The organism is Phreatobacter sp. AB_2022a (genome assembly GCF_026847585.1).
Classification (GTDB): domain Bacteria; phylum Pseudomonadota; class Alphaproteobacteria; order Rhizobiales; family Phreatobacteraceae; genus Phreatobacter.
Genome location: NZ_JAPSET010000031.1, coordinates 12,889 through 30,047, shown reverse-complemented (window position 1 = coordinate 30,047; position 17,159 = coordinate 12,889). Strand labels below are relative to the sequence as shown.

At 64.8% G+C, this 17,159-nt stretch carries 22 protein-coding genes; 20 read left to right on the top strand and 2 right to left on the bottom strand.

Annotated features, from left to right (window positions below):
- Positions 1-19 precede the first annotated feature (19 nt).
- Positions 20-4,225: a DNA-directed RNA polymerase subunit beta' gene (rpoC, locus tag OZ671_RS20955; RefSeq protein ID WP_268862531.1), complete on the top strand. Its 4,206-nt coding sequence runs from the start codon at positions 20-22 to the stop codon at positions 4,223-4,225.
- 96 nt (positions 4,226-4,321) lie between these two features.
- Here the strand turns inward: rpoC and OZ671_RS20950 are convergent, their stop codons facing one another.
- Positions 4,322-4,714: a hypothetical protein gene (locus OZ671_RS20950; protein ID WP_268862530.1), complete on the bottom strand. Its 393-nt coding sequence runs from the start codon at positions 4,712-4,714 to the stop codon at positions 4,322-4,324.
- Between the two features lie 131 nt (positions 4,715-4,845).
- A complete protein-coding gene (locus OZ671_RS20945; RefSeq protein ID WP_146053059.1) occupies positions 4,846-5,193 on the bottom strand; it encodes a hypothetical protein in 348 nt (115 codons plus the stop codon).
- 717 nt (positions 5,194-5,910) lie between these two features.
- Between OZ671_RS20945 and rpsL the strand changes: the two genes are divergently transcribed.
- From rpsL to rpsN, 19 genes are all read left to right on the top strand, one after another.
- The gene (gene rpsL / locus OZ671_RS20940) at positions 5,911-6,282 is read left to right on the top strand and encodes a 30S ribosomal protein S12 (protein ID WP_038312203.1); all 372 of its coding nucleotides are present in this window, start codon (positions 5,911-5,913) and stop codon (positions 6,280-6,282) included.
- An 83-nt stretch (positions 6,283-6,365) separates the two neighbouring features.
- A complete protein-coding gene (gene rpsG, locus OZ671_RS20935; protein ID WP_038312206.1) occupies positions 6,366-6,836 on the top strand; it encodes a 30S ribosomal protein S7 in 471 nt (156 codons plus the stop codon).
- A gap of 39 nt (positions 6,837-6,875) precedes the next feature.
- Entirely contained in the window at positions 6,876-8,951 is a 2,076-nt protein-coding gene (gene fusA, locus OZ671_RS20930; RefSeq protein ID WP_038312209.1) for an elongation factor G, read from the top strand.
- A 68-nt stretch (positions 8,952-9,019) separates the two neighbouring features.
- Entirely contained in the window at positions 9,020-10,210 is a 1,191-nt protein-coding gene (tuf, locus tag OZ671_RS20925; RefSeq protein WP_038312176.1) for an elongation factor Tu, read from the top strand.
- A gap of 66 nt (positions 10,211-10,276) precedes the next feature.
- Positions 10,277-10,585: a 30S ribosomal protein S10 gene (gene rpsJ, locus OZ671_RS20920; RefSeq protein ID WP_035038345.1), complete on the top strand. Its 309-nt coding sequence runs from the start codon at positions 10,277-10,279 to the stop codon at positions 10,583-10,585.
- Between the two features lie 106 nt (positions 10,586-10,691).
- On the top strand, positions 10,692-11,405 hold the full coding sequence (rplC, locus tag OZ671_RS20915; RefSeq protein ID WP_038312294.1) for a 50S ribosomal protein L3: 714 nt from the start codon (positions 10,692-10,694) through the stop codon (positions 11,403-11,405).
- A gap of 1 nt (position 11,406) precedes the next feature.
- On the top strand, positions 11,407-12,027 hold the full coding sequence (rplD, locus tag OZ671_RS20910) for a 50S ribosomal protein L4 (RefSeq protein ID WP_038312213.1): 621 nt from the start codon (positions 11,407-11,409) through the stop codon (positions 12,025-12,027).
- Entirely contained in the window at positions 12,024-12,323 is a 300-nt protein-coding gene (locus tag OZ671_RS20905; RefSeq protein WP_038312216.1) for a 50S ribosomal protein L23, read from the top strand. Before rplD ends, OZ671_RS20905 begins: the two co-directional genes overlap by 4 nt.
- 18 nt (positions 12,324-12,341) lie before the next feature.
- The gene (gene rplB, locus OZ671_RS20900) at positions 12,342-13,175 is read left to right on the top strand and encodes a 50S ribosomal protein L2 (RefSeq protein WP_038312218.1); all 834 of its coding nucleotides are present in this window, start codon (positions 12,342-12,344) and stop codon (positions 13,173-13,175) included.
- A gap of 12 nt (positions 13,176-13,187) precedes the next feature.
- Positions 13,188-13,466, top strand: a complete 279-nt coding sequence (gene rpsS / locus OZ671_RS20895) for a 30S ribosomal protein S19 (protein ID WP_038312220.1) — start codon at positions 13,188-13,190, stop codon at positions 13,464-13,466.
- Positions 13,467-13,474: 8 nt separating this feature from the next.
- On the top strand, positions 13,475-13,858 hold the full coding sequence (gene rplV, locus OZ671_RS20890) for a 50S ribosomal protein L22 (RefSeq protein ID WP_038312222.1): 384 nt from the start codon (positions 13,475-13,477) through the stop codon (positions 13,856-13,858).
- 10 nt (positions 13,859-13,868) lie between these two features.
- Positions 13,869-14,591, top strand: coding sequence for a 30S ribosomal protein S3 (gene rpsC / locus OZ671_RS20885; protein WP_038312224.1), 723 nt, complete (start codon positions 13,869-13,871; stop codon positions 14,589-14,591).
- A gap of 16 nt (positions 14,592-14,607) precedes the next feature.
- Positions 14,608-15,021 carry a 50S ribosomal protein L16 gene (gene rplP / locus OZ671_RS20880; protein WP_038312226.1) on the top strand — a complete coding sequence of 138 codons (414 nt, stop codon included), beginning with the start codon at positions 14,608-14,610 and terminating at the stop codon, positions 15,019-15,021.
- 13 nt (positions 15,022-15,034) lie between these two features.
- Positions 15,035-15,232 carry a 50S ribosomal protein L29 gene (rpmC, locus tag OZ671_RS20875; protein ID WP_038312227.1) on the top strand — a complete coding sequence of 66 codons (198 nt, stop codon included), beginning with the start codon at positions 15,035-15,037 and terminating at the stop codon, positions 15,230-15,232.
- A 10-nt stretch (positions 15,233-15,242) separates the two neighbouring features.
- Positions 15,243-15,476 (top strand): 30S ribosomal protein S17, encoded by a 234-nt coding sequence (gene rpsQ / locus OZ671_RS20870; RefSeq protein WP_038312229.1) that lies wholly within the window; start codon positions 15,243-15,245, stop codon positions 15,474-15,476.
- Positions 15,477-15,551: 75 nt separating this feature from the next.
- Positions 15,552-15,920 (top strand): 50S ribosomal protein L14, encoded by a 369-nt coding sequence (gene rplN / locus OZ671_RS20865; protein WP_038312231.1) that lies wholly within the window; start codon positions 15,552-15,554, stop codon positions 15,918-15,920.
- Positions 15,920-16,237: a 50S ribosomal protein L24 gene (gene rplX / locus OZ671_RS20860; protein ID WP_038312234.1), complete on the top strand. Its 318-nt coding sequence runs from the start codon at positions 15,920-15,922 to the stop codon at positions 16,235-16,237. Before rplN ends, rplX begins: the two co-directional genes overlap by 1 nt.
- Positions 16,230-16,787, top strand: coding sequence for a 50S ribosomal protein L5 (gene rplE / locus OZ671_RS20855; protein WP_038312236.1), 558 nt, complete (start codon positions 16,230-16,232; stop codon positions 16,785-16,787). The genes rplX and rplE overlap by 8 nt, the downstream gene beginning before the upstream one ends.
- A gap of 61 nt (positions 16,788-16,848) precedes the next feature.
- Entirely contained in the window at positions 16,849-17,154 is a 306-nt protein-coding gene (gene rpsN / locus OZ671_RS20850; RefSeq protein ID WP_038312238.1) for a 30S ribosomal protein S14, read from the top strand.
- Positions 17,155-17,159: the final 5 nt, after the last annotated feature.

Sequence of the window (17,159 nt, the reverse complement as noted above, 5' to 3'; positions counted from 1 at the left end):
CGGGACATTGGAGACGGCGATGAACCAAGAGGTCGCGAATCTCTTCAATCCGACGACGCAGCCGGCGACGTTCGATCAGATCAAGATCTCGATCGCGAGCCCGGAAAAGATCCTGTCGTGGTCGTTCGGCGAGATCAAGAAGCCGGAGACGATCAACTACCGCACGTTCAAGCCGGAGCGTGACGGCCTGTTCTGCGCGCGCATTTTCGGGCCGATCAAGGACTACGAGTGCCTGTGCGGCAAGTACAAGCGGATGAAGTACAAGGGCATCATCTGCGAGAAGTGCGGCGTCGAGGTCACGCTGTCGCGCGTCCGCCGCGAGCGCATGGGCCATATCGAGCTCGCCGCTCCGGTTGCCCATATCTGGTTCCTGAAGTCGCTGCCGAGCCGCATCGGCCTGCTGCTCGACATGCCGCTGAAGGATCTCGAGCGGATCCTCTATTTTGAATATTACGTCGTCCTCGAGCCGGGCCTGACCGCTCTGAAGGAGCGCCAGCTCCTGTCCGAGGAGGAGTATATCCGCGCCCAGGACGAGTACGGCGACGACAGCTTCACCGCCATGATCGGCGCCGAGGCCATCCGCGAGCTGCTGCGCGGCCTGGACCTGGAAAAGCTCGCCGCCGATACCCGCAAGGAGATCGCCGAGGCGACCACCGAGCTGAAGCCGAAGAAGCTCGCCAAGCGGCTGAAGATCATCGAGGCCTTCATCCAGTCCGGCAACAAGCCGGAATGGATGATCCTGACTGTCGTGCCGGTCATCCCGCCGGACCTGCGTCCGCTGGTGCCGCTGGACGGCGGCCGGTTCGCGACCTCGGATCTCAACGATCTCTACCGCCGCGTCATCAACCGCAACAACCGCCTGAAGCGGCTGATCGAGCTGCGCGCGCCCGACATCATCATCCGCAACGAGAAGCGCATGCTTCAGGAGGCGGTCGATGCGCTGTTCGACAACGGCCGGCGCGGCCGTGTCATCACCGGCGCCAACAAGCGGCCGCTGAAGTCGCTCGCCGACATGCTGAAGGGCAAGCAGGGGCGGTTCCGCCAGAACCTGCTCGGCAAGCGCGTCGACTATTCCGGCCGCTCGGTCATCGTCGTCGGCCCGGAAATGAAGCTGCACCAGTGCGGCCTGCCGAAGAAGATGGCGCTCGAGCTGTTCAAGCCGTTCATCTATGCGCGGCTCGACGCCAAGGGCCTGTCGGCGACCGTCAAGCAGGCCAAGAAGCTGGTCGAGAAGGAGCGTCCCGAGGTCTGGGACATCCTGGACGAGGTCATCCGCGAGCATCCGGTCCTGCTCAACCGCGCTCCGACCCTGCACCGTCTCGGCATCCAGGCCTTCGAGCCGGTGCTGATCGAAGGCAAGGCGATCCAGCTGCATCCGCTCGTCTGCTCGGCGTTCAACGCCGACTTCGACGGCGACCAGATGGCCGTGCACGTCCCGCTGTCGCTGGAAGCGCAGCTCGAGGCGCGCGTCCTGATGATGTCGACCAACAACATCCTGCATCCGGCGAACGGCGCGCCGATCATCGTGCCCTCGCAGGACATCGTGCTCGGCCTCTACTACGTCTCGCTGATGTCGGACGGCATGCCCGGCCAGGGCAAGGCCTTCGCCAATATCGGCGAGCTCGAGCACGCGCTGGCGCAGAAGGTCGTCACGCTGCACTCCAAGATCAAATATCGCTGGGAAGGCCTCGATGCCGACGGCAACGAGGTCCGGCGCATCTATGACACGACGCCCGGCCGCGTTCTGCTCGGCCAGCTCCTGCCGCGCTCGCCCAAGGTCCCCTTCGACGCAGCCAACAAGCTGATGACGAAGAAGGAGATCTCGGCGATGATCGACACCGTCTACCGCCATTGCGGCCAGAAGGAATCGGTCATCTTCTGCGACCGGATCATGGCCCTCGGCTTCTACCACGCCTACAAGGCGGGCATTTCGTTCGGCAAGGACGACATGGTCGTGCCCGACAACAAGTGGCCGATCGTCGAGGAGACCCGCTCGCTCACCAAGGACTACGAGCAGCAGTACCTGGACGGCCTGATCACCTTCGGTGAGAAGTACAACAAGGTGGTCGACGCCTGGGCCAAGTGCTCGGACCGTCTGGCGCAGGAAATGATGGGCCGCATCTCCGCGGTCCAGAAGGATGCGAACGGCCAGGACAAGCCGATCAACTCGATCTACATGATGAGCCATTCGGGTGCGCGCGGTTCGCCCACCCAGATGCGCCAGCTCGCCGCGATGCGCGGTCTCATGGCCAAGCCCTCGGGCGAGATCATCGAGACCCCGATCATCTCGAACTTCAAGGAAGGCCTGTCGGTGATGGAGTACTTCAACTCCACCCACGGCGCCCGCAAGGGCCTGGCCGACACCGCCCTGAAGACGGCGAACTCGGGTTACCTGACCCGTCGTCTGGTCGACGTCGCCCAGGACTGCATCATCACCGAGGTCGACTGCCACACCGAAAAGGGCATCGGCATGCGGGCGATCGTCGATGCCGGCCAGGTGGTCGCCACCCTCGGCCACCGCATCCTCGGCCGCTCGGCCGCGGTCACCATTACCGATCCGTCCTCGGGTGCGGTGCTGGTCGAGGCCGGCCGGATGATCCTCGAGAAGGACGTCGAGGCGATCACCGCCGCCGGCATCCAGGAGGTCAAGATCCGCTCGGTGCTGACCTGCGAGACCAAGGTCGGCGTCTGCGCCCAGTGCTACGGGCGCGACCTGGCCCGCGGCACGCCGGTCAATATCGGTGAGGCGGTCGGCGTCATCGCCGCCCAGTCGATCGGCGAGCCGGGCACCCAGCTCACCATGCGCACGTTCCACATCGGTGGCGCGGCGCAGGTGGTCGACCAGTCGTTCATCGAGGCGACCTTCGAGGGCACGATCCGCATCCGCAACCGCAGCGTGGTCAAGAACTCGGACGGCGAACTGATCGTCATGGGCCGCAACATGGCCGTGATCATCGTCGACGCCGATGGCACGGAGCGGGCGACGCACCGTATCCAGTACGGCGCCAAGCTCAGGGTCGACGACGGAGCCAAGGTGAAGCGCGGCCAGCGCATCGCCGAATGGGATCCCTACACCCGTCCGATCATCTCCGAGGTCGACGGCACGCTCGGCTTCGAGGATCTGGTCGACGGCCAGTCGATCACCGAGACGACCGACGAGTCGACGGGCTTCACCAAACGCATCGTCATCGACTGGCGGACTTCGACGCGTTCGGCCGACCTGAAGCCGGCGCTGGTGATCCGCGACTCGAACGGCAAGATCCAGAAGCTGCCGCGCGGCACGGATGCCCGCTACTCCCTCGCGGTGGAGGCGGTCATTTCGGGTGATGCCGGCTCGCAGGTCTATGCCGGCGACGTCATTGCCCGTATCCCGCTCGAAAGCGCCAAGACGCGCGACATCACCGGCGGTCTGCCGCGTGTTGCCGAGCTGTTCGAGGCGCGCCGGCCGAAGGATGCCGCGATCATCGCGGAAGTCTCCGGCGTCGTGCGCTTCGGCAAGGACTACAAGCAGAAGCGTCGCCTGACCATCGAGCCCTTCGAGGCCGATCAGGACGCGGCCGAGTACCTCATCCCGAAGGGCAAGCACATCCACCTGCAGGATGGCGACGAGGTGCAGAAGGGTGACTTCATCGTCGACGGCAATCCGGCGCCGCACGACATCCTGGCGATCAAGGGCGTGGAGGAGCTTGCGGCCTACCTCGTCAACGAGATCCAGGAGGTCTACCGGCTCCAGGGCGTCGTCATCAACGACAAGCACATCGAGGTCATCGTCCGGCAGATGCTGCAGAAGGTCGAGGTCACCGATCCCGGCGACACCGATCTCATCCAGGGCGACCAGGTCGACCAGACCGAGCTCGAAGAGGCGAACGAGGCGATCCGCGACGACAAGAACAAGCGTCCGGCGAGCGGCGTTCCGGTGCTGCTCGGCATCACCAAGGCCTCGCTGCAGACCCGCTCGTTCATCTCGGCGGCCTCGTTCCAGGAGACCACCCGCGTGCTGACCGAAGCCGCCGTCAACGGCAAGTCGGATACGCTGGAAGGCCTGAAGGAGAACGTCATCGTCGGCCGCCTGATCCCGGCGGGGACGGGCGCCACGATGAACCGGATCCGCGAGATCGCCACCAAGCGCGACGATCTCATCCTGGACGAGAAGCAGAAGACTGCTGGCGTCCAGGCCGGCGCCGCGCCGGCCGAGCTCACCGCGATCGAAGCGCCTCAGTCCTGAAGCGGGCGAGGGGGCCAGTCCCCCTCGTTTCCCGGAACATGAAAAAGGGCCGTCCCTCGCGGCGGCCCTTTGTCATTCCATGCAGTGCCGACAGTATCACTGGATGCGGCAGGACCGGGTGGACGAGCAGACCACCGTGGTGGCGCGGCAGATATTGACCTGGCGCTGCTCGTAGCGGGCGTTGTTCTCGAACACGACGAGCACGTCGAAGCGGCAGTAGCCGCGGTCGCTCTGCACGCGCTGCGGATAGACGCGGGTGGCTTCGCCCGGATCGACGATGCGGCGGCCAAGCACGTCGGGCCCCCAGGTGCGGGTGTCGACATCGGTCATGTGGACCCGGTAGATCGGCACGTTCGAACGGTTGACGATCGTCAGCCAGCGCTGCTGGCCATCGGCATCGGCGGGCGTGCCCTGGGCATGAGCGGTCGTCATCGTCGCCAGCAGGGCGAGGGGGGCGATGAACGCGCCCAGTCTTGCCTTCGAAGTCATCGATATCCTCATCCATCATGCGGCCGCCGCCGGAACCCGCCGGAGGAGCGGGCATCGCAGGTCGCCGCGGGATCATGGAAAACAAAGGGCCGCCGCAGCGGCCCCTCGTCTTCATGGCATGGCAGCGGCGGTTACTGGGTGCGGCAGCTGCGGGTGGAGGTGCAGACCAGGTTGGTGGTGGAGCAGAGATTGACGCCGCGACGCTCGACGCGGGCATTGTTCTCGAACACCACCAGCATGTCGAACTGGCAGTAGCCACGGTCGCGCTGGCGGCGGGTCGGCACGACGCGCATGGAATCGCCCGGCTCGATGACATCGTCGCCCAGGCGGTCGTCGCCCCAGCCGCGCGTGTCGACGTCGGTCATGTAGAACCGGTAGATCTGCACGTTCGAACGGTTGACGATGTTGATCCAGCGCTGCTGGCCGTCGCGATCGGTCTGCGCGGCCGCCGGAGCCGAGAGCCCAATGGAGCCCGCCATCACTGCCATCGCAGCGCAGGCGGCAAAGATTGCGTTCTTGAACGCCATAATCGGTTTGTCCTCTCCAAATGTGGCCCCGCCGCCTCGCCGGCACCGGTAGCCGAGAATCGATAACATCGTCGCCGTTTCGGCCGCTATGCCGGCCGATTCCCTCTTCGGCGCCCCGACTGGAGGCGAAAAACGCCCCGCCGGAACCTTTCCGATAGGTGATAAAGCTACCGGTGCCAAGCGCGGATTGCGTGAACTTACCTATGCGGCGGTATCCGGCACGTGTCGCGGCGCGCGGCGCTCTGTTACGATCCGCACATGAAATGCAGGGCGGCGCGGCGCGGTAACCATTCCTTTCGCAGCTGCGAAGTGAAACGAAAGATCGCGTCTTTGAGCGGGTTTGCGCGGCCTTGTGCTTGACGGATCGCGAGTCACCGTGTAATGCCCCCTCACTCTTCCGGCGTATGTCGGTTGCACACCCGGTCCCGTTGCGGTTCACCGCAGTCCTGACCGAAGCAAACCGAGACAGCGCCGCCTGACGTCAGTCAGATTCGATTGCATGATCGCCTCGCTTCATCGCGCGGTGATCCTCTGTTTTCGCCGGGCGCCGTTTGCCTTCACAGGCAGGCCGAGCGCCCGGTTGTTCGTTTCGCAAATGAGACGAGCATTCGCACGCTTTGGTGGGGGCCGGCTTGCCGGACCTCGTTAGGTTTAAGGACAAGGCCGCCGATGCCGACCGTCAACCAGCTGATCCGCAAGCCGCGTCAGCCGCGCACCTATCGCGAAAAGTCCCGCCACATGGAGGGCTGCCCGCAGAAGCGTGGTGTTTGCACGCGCGTCTATACGACGACCCCGAAGAAGCCGAACTCGGCGCTCCGCAAGGTGGCAAAGGTTCGTCTTACCAATGGCTTCGAGGTCATCGGTTACATTCCGGGTGAGGGTCACAACCTGCAGGAGCACTCGGTGGTCATGATCCGCGGCGGTCGCGTCAAGGACCTTCCGGGCGTGCGCTACCACATCCTGCGCGGCGTGCTCGATACGCAGGGCGTGAAGAACCGCAAGCAGCGCCGGTCGAAGTACGGCGCCAAGCGTCCGAAGTGAGGTTTCCGCCGGCCGCCCTGGCCGAGGCGCGTGTTGCGCCGGGTCGGGGCGGCTGGTGGCTCTAGAGGTTTACGGAGAGAACGATGTCGCGTCGTCACCGGGCAGAGAAGCGGGAGATCATCCCGGACGCCAAATACGGCAACGTCGTGCTGACCAAGTTCATGAACTCGGTCATGTACGAAGGCAAGAAGTCGGTTGCCGAGCAGATCGTCTACGGGGCGTTCGATGTGATCGAGGCCAAGTCGAAGCAGGAACCGCTGACCGTGTTCCAGGCCGCGCTCGAGAACGTCATGCCGGCGATCGAGGTTCGGTCGCGGCGCGTCGGCGGCGCCACCTACCAGGTGCCGGTCGAGGTTCGTCCGGACCGCCGCCAGGCCCTGGCCATCCGCTGGCTGATCCAGGCCGCGCGCGCCCGCAACGACAAGACCATGGTCGACAAGCTCTCGGCGGAGCTGCTCGACGCCTCCAACAATCGCGGCAATGCGGTGAAGAAGCGCGAAGACACGCACAAGATGGCGGAAGCCAACCGCGCGTTCTCGCACTACCGCTGGTAACGAAACCCAGGCCCCGGCAGGACCTGAAGGATCACGATCATGGCGCGCACTCACGCGATCGAAGACTACCGCAATTTCGGCATCATGGCCCACATCGATGCGGGCAAGACGACGACGAGCGAGCGGATCCTCTTCTACACCGGCAAGTCCCATAAGATCGGCGAAGTCCACGACGGCGCCGCGACCATGGACTTCATGGAGCAGGAGCAGGAGCGCGGCATCACGATCACGTCGGCGGCCACCACCGCCCAGTGGGCCGGCAAGCGCCTGAACATCATCGACACCCCCGGCCACGTCGACTTCACCATCGAGGTCGAGCGTTCGCTGCGCGTGCTCGACGGCGCCGTCTGCGTTCTCGATTCCAACCAGGGCGTCGAGCCGCAGACCGAGACCGTCTGGCGCCAGGGCGACAAGTACCGCGTGCCGCGCATCGTCTTCTGCAACAAGATGGATAAGACGGGCGCAGACTTCTACATGTGCCTGGATGACATCAAGAAGCGTCTCGGCGCCAAGCCGGTCGCGATCCAGCTGCCGATCGGCTCGGAATCGAACTTCAAGGGCGTCATCGACCTCGTCCGCATGAAGGCCGTCGTCTGGTCGGGCGAGGCGCTCGGCGCCGAGTTCAACCCGAACCTGGACATCCCGGACGACCTCAAGGACAAGGCCGCCCAGTATCGCAACGAGCTGGTCGAGGCCGCCGTCGAACTCGACGACGATGCCATGACCGCCTATCTCGAGGGCAACGAGCCCGACGAGGCGACCCTGAAGCGCCTGATCCGCAAGGCCGTGCTGACCTCGGCCTTCTTCCCGGTGCTGTGCGGCTCGGCCTTCAAGAACAAGGGCGTCCAGACGCTGCTCGACGCCGTCGTCGACTACCTGCCGTCGCCGGTCGACCGCCCGGCGATCAAGGGCATCGACCCGAAGACCGAGGCCGAGACCGAGCGCAAGTCGTCGGACGCCGAGCCGCTGTCGATCCTCGCTTTCAAGATCATGGACGACCAGTACGGCGTCCTGACCTTCTGCCGGATCTATTCGGGCAAGCTCGAAAAGGGCGTCTCGCTCATGAATTCGAGCCGCGAGAAGACCGAGCGCGTCGGCCGCATGGTGCTCATGCACGCCAACAACCGCGAGGAAATCTCGGAAGCCTATGCCGGCGACATCGTCGCCCTGGTCGGCCTGAAGGACACCCGCACCGGTGACACGCTCTGCGATCCGCAGAAGCCGGTCATCCTGGAGCGCATGGAGTTCCCCGAGCCGGTCATCGAGATGGCGATCGAGCCGAAGACCAAGGCCGACCAGGAAAAGATGGCTCTGGCGCTGATCAAGCTGGCCAGCGAGGATCCGTCGTTCCGCGTGTCGACCGATGCCGAGTCCGGCCAGACCCGTATCAAGGGCATGGGCGAACTGCATCTCGACATCAAGGTCGACATCCTGCGCCGCACCCACAAGGTCGACGTGACGGTCGGCGCCCCGCAGGTGGCCTTCCGCGAGAAGATCACCAAGAAGGGCGAGATCGACTACACCCACAAGAAGCAGACCGGTGGTACCGGCCAGTTCGCGCGGGTGAAGTTCGTGGTCGAGCCGAACGAGCCGGGCAAGGGGTTCGAGTTCGAGTCGCGGATCATCGGCGGCGCGGTTCCGAAGGAATATCTGCCGGGCGTCGAGAAGGGCCTCGCCTCGGTGATGGGCGCCGGCATCATCGCCGGCTTCCCGGTGGTCGACATCAAGGTGGCGCTGGTTGACGGCGCCTACCACGAGGTCGACTCGTCGGCGCTCGCCTTCGAAATCGCCTCGCGCGCCGCCATGCGCGAAGCGCTGCAGAAGTGCGGCTCGGTTCTGCTCGAGCCGATCATGAACGTCGAGGTCGTGACGCCGGAGGAATATACCGGTTCGGTCATCGGCGATCTGAACTCCCGGCGCGGCCAGATCCAGGGCCAGGACATGCGCGGCAACGCCAATGTCGTCCATGCCATGGTGCCGCTGATGAACATGTTCGGTTACGTCAACCAGCTGCGTTCGTTCAGCCAGGGTCGCGCCAGCTACACGATGCAGTTCAGCCACTATGAGCAGGCGCCGTCCAACGTCGCCGCCGATGTCCAGGCCAAATACGCCTAAGCGTTGGTCATACCTCTCGACGGGGGCCTGCCGGGCCTGACGTCGGACGAAGATTGAAGGAGGCCGTCATGGCCAAGGAAAAGTTCGCACGCAACAAGCCGCACTGCAACATCGGCACGATCGGTCACGTCGACCACGGCAAGACGTCGCTGACGGCGGCGATCACGAAGGTCCTGGCGGAGAGCGGTGGCGCGACGTTCACGGCCTATGACCAGATCGACAAGGCGCCGGAAGAGAAGGCGCGCGGCATCACGATCTCGACGGCGCATGTCGAATACGAGACGACGAACCGTCACTACGCGCATGTCGACTGCCCCGGTCACGCGGACTACGTGAAGAACATGATCACGGGCGCGGCGCAGATGGACGGGGCGATCCTGGTCGTGTCGGCGGCCGACGGCCCGATGCCGCAGACGCGCGAGCACATCCTGCTGGCGCGCCAGGTCGGCGTTCCCGCGCTGGTGGTGTTCCTGAACAAGGTCGACATGGTGGACGACGCCGAGCTGCTCGAACTGGTCGAGCTCGAGGTGCGCGAGCTCTTGTCGAAGTACGACTTCCCGGGCGACGACATTCCGATCACGAAGGGCTCGGCGCTGTGCGCGCTGGAGGACCGCGAGCCGGCGATCGGCCGCGACGCGGTGCTCAAGCTGATGCAGACGGTTGACGAGTACATCCCGCAGCCGGAGCGTCCGGTGGACCAGCCGTTCCTGATGCCGATCGAAGACGTGTTCTCGATCTCGGGCCGCGGCACGGTGGTGACCGGCCGCGTCGAGCGCGGCATCGTGAAGGTGGGCGAGGAAGTCGAGATCGTCGGCATCAAGGACACCGCCAAGACGACGGTGACGGGCGTCGAAATGTTCCGCAAGCTGCTCGACCAGGGCCAGGCGGGCGACAATATCGGCGCGCTGCTGCGCGGCACGAAGCGCGAGGACGTGGAGCGCGGGCAGATCCTGTGCAAGCCGGGCTCGGTGAAGCCGCACACCAAGTTCAAGGCCGAGGCCTACATCCTGACGAAGGAGGAGGGTGGCCGTCACACGCCGTTCTTCACCAACTATCGTCCGCAGTTCTACTTCCGCACCACCGACGTGACCGGCATCGTGCACCTGCCCGAGGGCACCGAAATGGTCATGCCGGGCGACAACATCGCCATGACGGTCAACCTGATCGTGCCGATCGCCATGGAAGAGAAGCTGCGCTTCGCCATCCGTGAAGGCGGCCGCACCGTCGGTGCCGGCGTCGTCGCTTCCATCATCGAGTAATCCATTCTCGGGGTTGCGCGGCGCAAGCCGCGCACCCTGGTCGCTTTGCCTGAAGGGGCTGAACCTATGAACGGTCAGAACATCCGGATCCGCCTCAAGGCGTTCGACCACCGGGTCCTGGACACGTCGACGCGTGAGATCGTCAACACCGCCAAGCGCACCGGCGCCCAGGTGCGTGGCCCGATCCCGCTGCCGACGCGGATCGAGAAGTTCACGGTCAACCGCTCGCCGCACATCGACAAGAAGTCGCGCGAGCAGTTCGAGATCCGCACCCACAAGCGGCTGCTCGACATCGTGGACCCGACCCCGCAGACGGTCGACGCCCTGATGAAGCTCGATCTCGCTGCCGGCGTCGACGTCGAGATCAAGCTCTGAGTCGCATGACGCACCGATGACGGTGCGTCTCGTTGAACCCGGGTCCTCTCCGGTCCTTGCCAAACCAAGGGCGACAGGATGACCCAAAGAAAAAGGAATGCGCGCGATGCGTTCCGGTGTGATTGCAAAGAAGATGGGGATGACCCGCATCTTCACCGAAGGCGGTGAGCACGTCCCCGTGACGGTGCTGTTGCTCGACGACTGCCAGGTCGTCGCCCACCGTACGGCTGACAAGGACGGCTATACCGCGCTGCAGCTCGGTGCCGGCCTCGCCAAGGTGAAGAACACGACCAAGGCCCAGCGCGGCCATTTCGCCGTGGCGAAGGTCGAGCCGAAGCATGAGCTCGTCGAGTTCCGCGTCGGAACGGCCGAGGTCGTGCCGGTCGGCGCGCGCTTTTCGGCTGACCACTTCCTGCCCGGGCAGTTCGTCGACGTGACGGGCACCACGGTCGGCAAGGGGTTCGCCGGCGCCATGAAGCGCCACAATTTCGGCGGTCTGCGCGCCACCCACGGCGTCTCGATCTCGCACCGCTCGCATGGTTCGACCGGCATGCGCCAGGATCCGGGCCGCGTGTTCAAGAACAAGCGCATGGCCGGCCATATGGGCGACGTGCGCGTGACGACGCAGAACCTGAAGGTTGTCCGCACCGACGTGGAGCGCGGCCTCATTCTGGTGGAGGGCGCGGTTCCCGGCTCCAAAGGCGGCTGGATCCTCGTTCGCGATGCCGTCAAGAAGCCGCTGCCGAAGGACGTGCCGGTTCCGGGCAGCTTCAAGCTGCCGGGTGCCGACGCTCCCGCCGCCGAGTCGACGGAGGGTTGAGATGAAATTCGTGGTCAAGACCCTCGAAGGCGCTGAAGCCGGGTCGGTCGATCTGTCGGACGAGATCTTCGGTCTCGAGCCGCGCGCCGATATCCTGCACCGCGTCGTGCGCTGGCAGCTCGCCAAGCGCCGCGCCGGCACGCACGACGTCAAGAACCGGGCGGAAATCCACCGCACGGGCAAGAAGATGTACAAGCAGAAGGGCACCGGTTCGGCCCGTCACGCCTCGGCCAGGGCCAACCTGTTCCGTGGCGGCGGCCGCTCCTTCGGCCCGACGCCGCGCTCGCACGAGCATGCGCTGCCCAAGAAGGTGCGCGCGCTCGGCCTGCGTCATGCGCTCTCGGCCAAGGTCAAGGCCGGCTCGATCGTCGTCATCGACAATGCCGCGGCGAGCCAGCTGAAGACCAAGGCGCTGAAGGCCCAGTTCGAAAAGCTGGGCCTGGCGAGCGCGCTGATCGTTGACGGTGCCGAGGTGGATCGCAACTTCGCCCTGGCCGCCCGCAACATCCCGCTCGTCGACGTCCTGCCGATCCAGGGCATCAACGTTTACGACATCATGCGTCGCAACACGCTCGTGCTGACGAAGGCGGCGGTGGATGCGCTGGAGGCGCGCTTCAAATGAGCACGGTCGATCCGCGTCACTACGACGTCATCAAGTCGCCGCTGATCACCGAGAAGGGCTCGTTGGTCGCGGAACAGAACCAGGTGATCTTCAAGGTTGCCAGCACCGCCACCAAGCCGCAGATCAAGGCGGCCGTGGAGAAGCTGTTCGACGTGAAGGTCAAGAGCGTGAACACGCTCGTCCAAAAGGGCAAGACCAAGCGCTTCAAGGGCATTCTCGGCCAGCGCTCGGACGTGAAGAAAGCGGTCGTCACCCTCGCCGAGGGCCACTCGATCGACATCACGACCGGTCTGTGAGGCGAGGGGACTTAAACCATGGCACTCAAGACCTTCAAACCGATCACGCCGGGCCTGCGCCAGCTGGTCCTCGTCGATCGGTCCGCGCTCTACAAGGGCAAGCCGGTCAAGACCCTGACCGAAGGCAAGTCGTCGACCGGCGGCCGCAACAATCTCGGTCGCGTCACCTCGCGCTTCCGCGGCGGCGGCCACAAGAAGTCGTACCGCCTGGTCGACTTCAAGCGGCGCAAGGCTGACGTCGCGGCGGTCGTCGAGCGGATCGAATACGATCCGAACCGCTCGGCCTTCATCGCGCTGATCAAATATGCCGACGGCGAGCTGTCCTACATCCTGGCGCCGCAGCGCCTGGGCGTTGGCGACACCGTCATCTCCGGCGAAAGCGTCGACGTGAAGCCGGGCAACTGCATGCCGGTTGCCAATATTCCGGTCGGCACGATCGTCCACAACGTCGAGATGAAGATCGGCAAGGGCGGCGCGGTGGCGCGTTCCGCCGGCACCTATGCCCAGATCGTCGGTCGCGACGAGGGCTACGTGATCCTTCGCCTGAATTCGGGCGAACAGCGCCTGGTCCACGGCCGCTGCCTCGCCTCGATCGGCGCGGTGTCGAACCCGGACCACATGAACGTCGCGATCGGCAAGGCCGGCCGCAACCGTTGGAAGGGCCTGCGTCCGCACAATCGCGGCGTTGCCATGAACCCGGTTGACCACCCGCACGGCGGCGGCGAAGGCCGCACGTCCGGTGGCCGCCATCCCGTCACGCCCTGGGGCTTCCCGACCAAGGGCAAGAAGACTCGTTCGAACAAGCGGACCGACAAGTTCATCGTGTCGAGCCGTCATTCGAAGAAGAAGTAATCGAGGCCCGTTATGGCACGTTCCGTCTGGAAAGGTCCGTTCATCGACGGATACCTCCTGAAGAAGGCCGATACCTCCCGTACGTCGGGTCGGCATGAGGTCATCAAGATCTGGAGCCGCCGCTCCACGATCCTGCCCCATTTCGTCGGGCTGACCTTTGGCGTCTACAACGGTCAGAAGCACGTCCCGGTGCAGGTCACCGAGGAAATGGTCGGCCACAAGTTCGGCGAGTTCTCGCCGACCCGCACCTTCTACGGCCATGCGGCCGACAAAAAAGCCAAGCGGAAGTGAGGTGAGCCATGGGTAAGTCCGCCACCCCGCGCGCGCTGAAGGACAACGAGGCGAAGGCGATCGCGCGCATGCTGCGCGTCAGCCCGCGCAAGCTGAACCTCGTTGCGGCGCTCATCCGCGGCAAGCCGGTCGACACCGCGCTCGCCGATCTCGAATTTTCGCGCAAGCGCATTGCCGGCGCCGTCCGGAAGTGCCTGGAGAGCGCGATCGCCAACGCCGAGAACAACCATGATCTCGACGTCGACGATCTCATCGTGGCCGAAGCCCATGTCGGCAAGGCCATGGTGCTGAAGCGCTTCCATGCCCGCGCCCGTGGCCGCGGCGCGCGGATCGAAAAGCCGTTCTCGCACCTGACGATCGTCGTTCGTCAGGTCGAAGAAGCTGCGGCCTGAGGAGAAGACCATGGGACAGAAGATCAATCCGATCGGCTTCCGCCTCGGCATCAACCGCACCTGGGACTCGCGCTGGTTCGCCAACAAGGGCGAATACGGCAAGCTTCTGCACGAGGATCTGAAGATCCGCCGTGAGCTGATGAAGCTGCTGAAGCAGGCGGCGGTGTCGAAGATCGTCATCGAGCGTCCGCACCGCAAGTGCCGCGTGACGGTCCACTCGGCGCGTCCGGGCATCGTCATCGGCAAGAAGGGCGCCGACATCGAGAAGCTGAAGAAGGCGGTGTCGAAGCTGACTTCGGCCGAGGTCGTCATCAACATCGTCGAGATCCGCAAGCCGGAAACCGACGCGACGCTGGTCGCCGAGTCGATCGCCCAGCAGCTGGAGCGCCGCGTGGCGTTCCGCCGCGCCATGAAGCGGGCCGTTCAGTCGGCCATGCGTCTCGGCGCCGAGGGCATCCGCATCAACTGCTCGGGCCGTCTCGGCGGCGCCGAAATCGCTCGCCTCGAGTGGTATCGCGAAGGCCGCGTGCCGCTGCACACCCTGCGCGCCGACGTCGACTACGGCGTTGCGACCGCGTTCACGACCTACGGAACCTGCGGCGTGAAGGTGTGGATCTTCAAGGGCGAGATCATGGAGCATGACCCCATGGCCCAGGACAAGCGCCTGGCCGAGGGCGAGGGCTCGACCCGTCGTGGCCCGCGCGGTGGTGACCGCGATCGCGACGCGGCTTGAGGAGAGGTCTTAAGCCATGCTTCAGCCCAAGAAAACCAAGTTCCGTAAGCAGTTCAAGGGTCGGATCTCCGGCACCGCGAAGGGCGGCACGGATCTCAACTTCGGCCAGTTCGGCCTCAAGGCGATGGCACCCGAGCGCATCACCGCGCGTCAGATCGAGGCGGCCCGCCGCGCGATGACCCGCGAGATGAAGCGCGCCGGCCGCGTCTGGATCCGCATCTTCCCGGATGTGCCGGTCTCCAAGAAGCCCGCCGAAGTCCGCATGGGTAAGGGTAAGGGCGCTCCGGAATTCTGGGCCGCCAAGGTTGCCCCGGGGCGCATCATGTTCGAGATCGACGGCGTGCCGGTCGATGTCGCCAAGAAGGCGCTCGAACTCGCCGCGGCCAAGCTGCCGATCAAGACGCGCTTCGTCCAGCGCATCGCCGAGTGAGGACACGAGGATCATGAAGGCCGAAGAAATCCGGACCAAGACCCTCGACGAGCTCGAGGGCACGCTGGGTGACCTGAAGAAGGAGCAGTTCAACCTGCGCTTCCAGAAGGCCACCGGCCAGTTGGAAAACGTCGCGCGCGTCCGTCAGGTCCGCCGCGACATCGCCCGCGTCAAGACCATCGCCGCGCAAAAGCGCGACGCCAAGAAGTAAGGAGAGCGGCATGCCGAAGCGTGTGCTCCAGGGCGTTGTCGTCAGCGACAAGCAGGAAAAGACCGTGGTGGTGAAGGTGGAGCGTCGCTTCACCCACCCGCTGCTGAAGAAGACCGTCCGCCGGACGAAGAACTACCATGCCCATGACGAGGCTGGGACCTTCAAGACGGGCGATGTGGTGAGCATCGAGGAGACTAAGCCCATCTCGAAGCTCAAGCGTTGGGTCGTGCTGCCGAAGGCGTGAGCCGTCGGTTTCGTTGAGAACAGCGCGCCGCCGTCGGGTTGATCCGAGACGGGCGCGAAAGGAAGAGGTTGCGTCATGATCCAGATGCAAACCAATCTTGATGTGGCGGATAATTCAGGCGCGCGCCGCGTCATGTGCATCAAAGTGCTTGGGGGCGCGAAGCGCCGGTACGCCCATGTCGGCGACATCATCGTGGTGTCGGTGAAGGAGGCTATTCCGCGCGGCCGCGTGAAGAAGGGCGACGTCATGAAGGCCGTCGTCGTTCGCACCGCCAAGGATATCCGCCGCCTGGATGGCTCGGTGATCCGCTTCGACCGCAACGCGGCCGTGCTGATCAACAACCAGAAAGAGCCGATCGGCACCCGTATCTTCGGACCGGTTCCGCGCGAGCTGCGCGCCAAGAACCACATGAAGATCATTTCGCTTGCCCCGGAGGTGCTGTGATGGCCGCCAAGATCCGCAAGGGTGACAAGGTCGTGGTCATCACCGGGCGCGACAAGGGTCGCACCGGCGAGGTGATCCAGGTCATGCCGACCGAGAGCCGGGCTCTCGTGCGCGGCGTCAACATCGTCAAGCGCCACCAGCGCCAGACCCAGAACCAGGAAGGCGGGATCATCTCCAAGGAGGCCCCGATCCACCTGTCGAATCTGGCGATCGCCGACCCCAAGGACAACAAGCCGACCCGCGTCGGCTTCAAGGTCCTCTCCGACGGCAAGAAGGTGCGTGTCGCCAAGAAATCCGGGGAGACCATCAATGGCTGAGGCCGCTGAAACCCCGCGCCTGAAGGCGCATTACGACGCCGTCGTGCGGCAGAAGCTCGTCGAGCAGTTCGGCTACAAGAACGCCCTCGAAATCCCGGCGATCGAGAAGATCGTCGTGAACATGGGCGTCGGCGAGTCGACCGCCGATTCCAAGAAGGCGACGGTCGCCGCCGCGGATCTCGCGCTGATCACCGGCCAGAAGCCGGTCATCACCCGTGCCCGCAAGGCGATCTCGAACTTCAAGGTTCGCGAGAACATGCCGCTCGGGTGCAAGGTCACCCTGCGCAAGCAGCGCATGTACGAGTTCCTGGACCGCCTGGTCACCATCGCGCTGCCGCGCGTTCGTGACTTCCGCGGCCTGAACCCGAAGAGCTTCGATGGCCACGGCAACTTCGCCATGGGCCTGAAGGAGCATGTCGTGTTCCCCGAGATCGCCTACGACAAGGTCGATCAGATGTGGGGCATGGACATCATCGTCTGCACCACCGCGAAGACCGACGAGGAGGCTCGTGCTCTCCTCCAGGCCTTCAACTTCCCGTTCCGGCAGTGAGCCGGGTTTCTAGTCGTTAAAGAAGCCCGTCTCAGACGCGGAAACCAGGAGAAACCTTCAGATGGCGAAGACCAGCTCCATCGAGAAGAACAACCGCCGCCGCGCTCTGGTTCAGCGCGATGCCAAGAAGCGCGCCGCGCTCAAGGACATCGTGATGAACCAGTCGCTCCCGATCGAGGAGCGTTTCGCGGCCACCGTGAAGCTCGCGAGCCTGCCGCGCAATGGCGCGAAGGTCCGCATCAAGAACCGCTGCGAAGTGACCGGCCGCTCCCGCGCCTTCTATCGCAAGCTCGGCATGAGCCGCGTGGCTCTGCGTGAACTCGGCAACAAGGGGCTCATTCCGGGCCTCGTGAAGTCGAGCTGGTGAGAGGA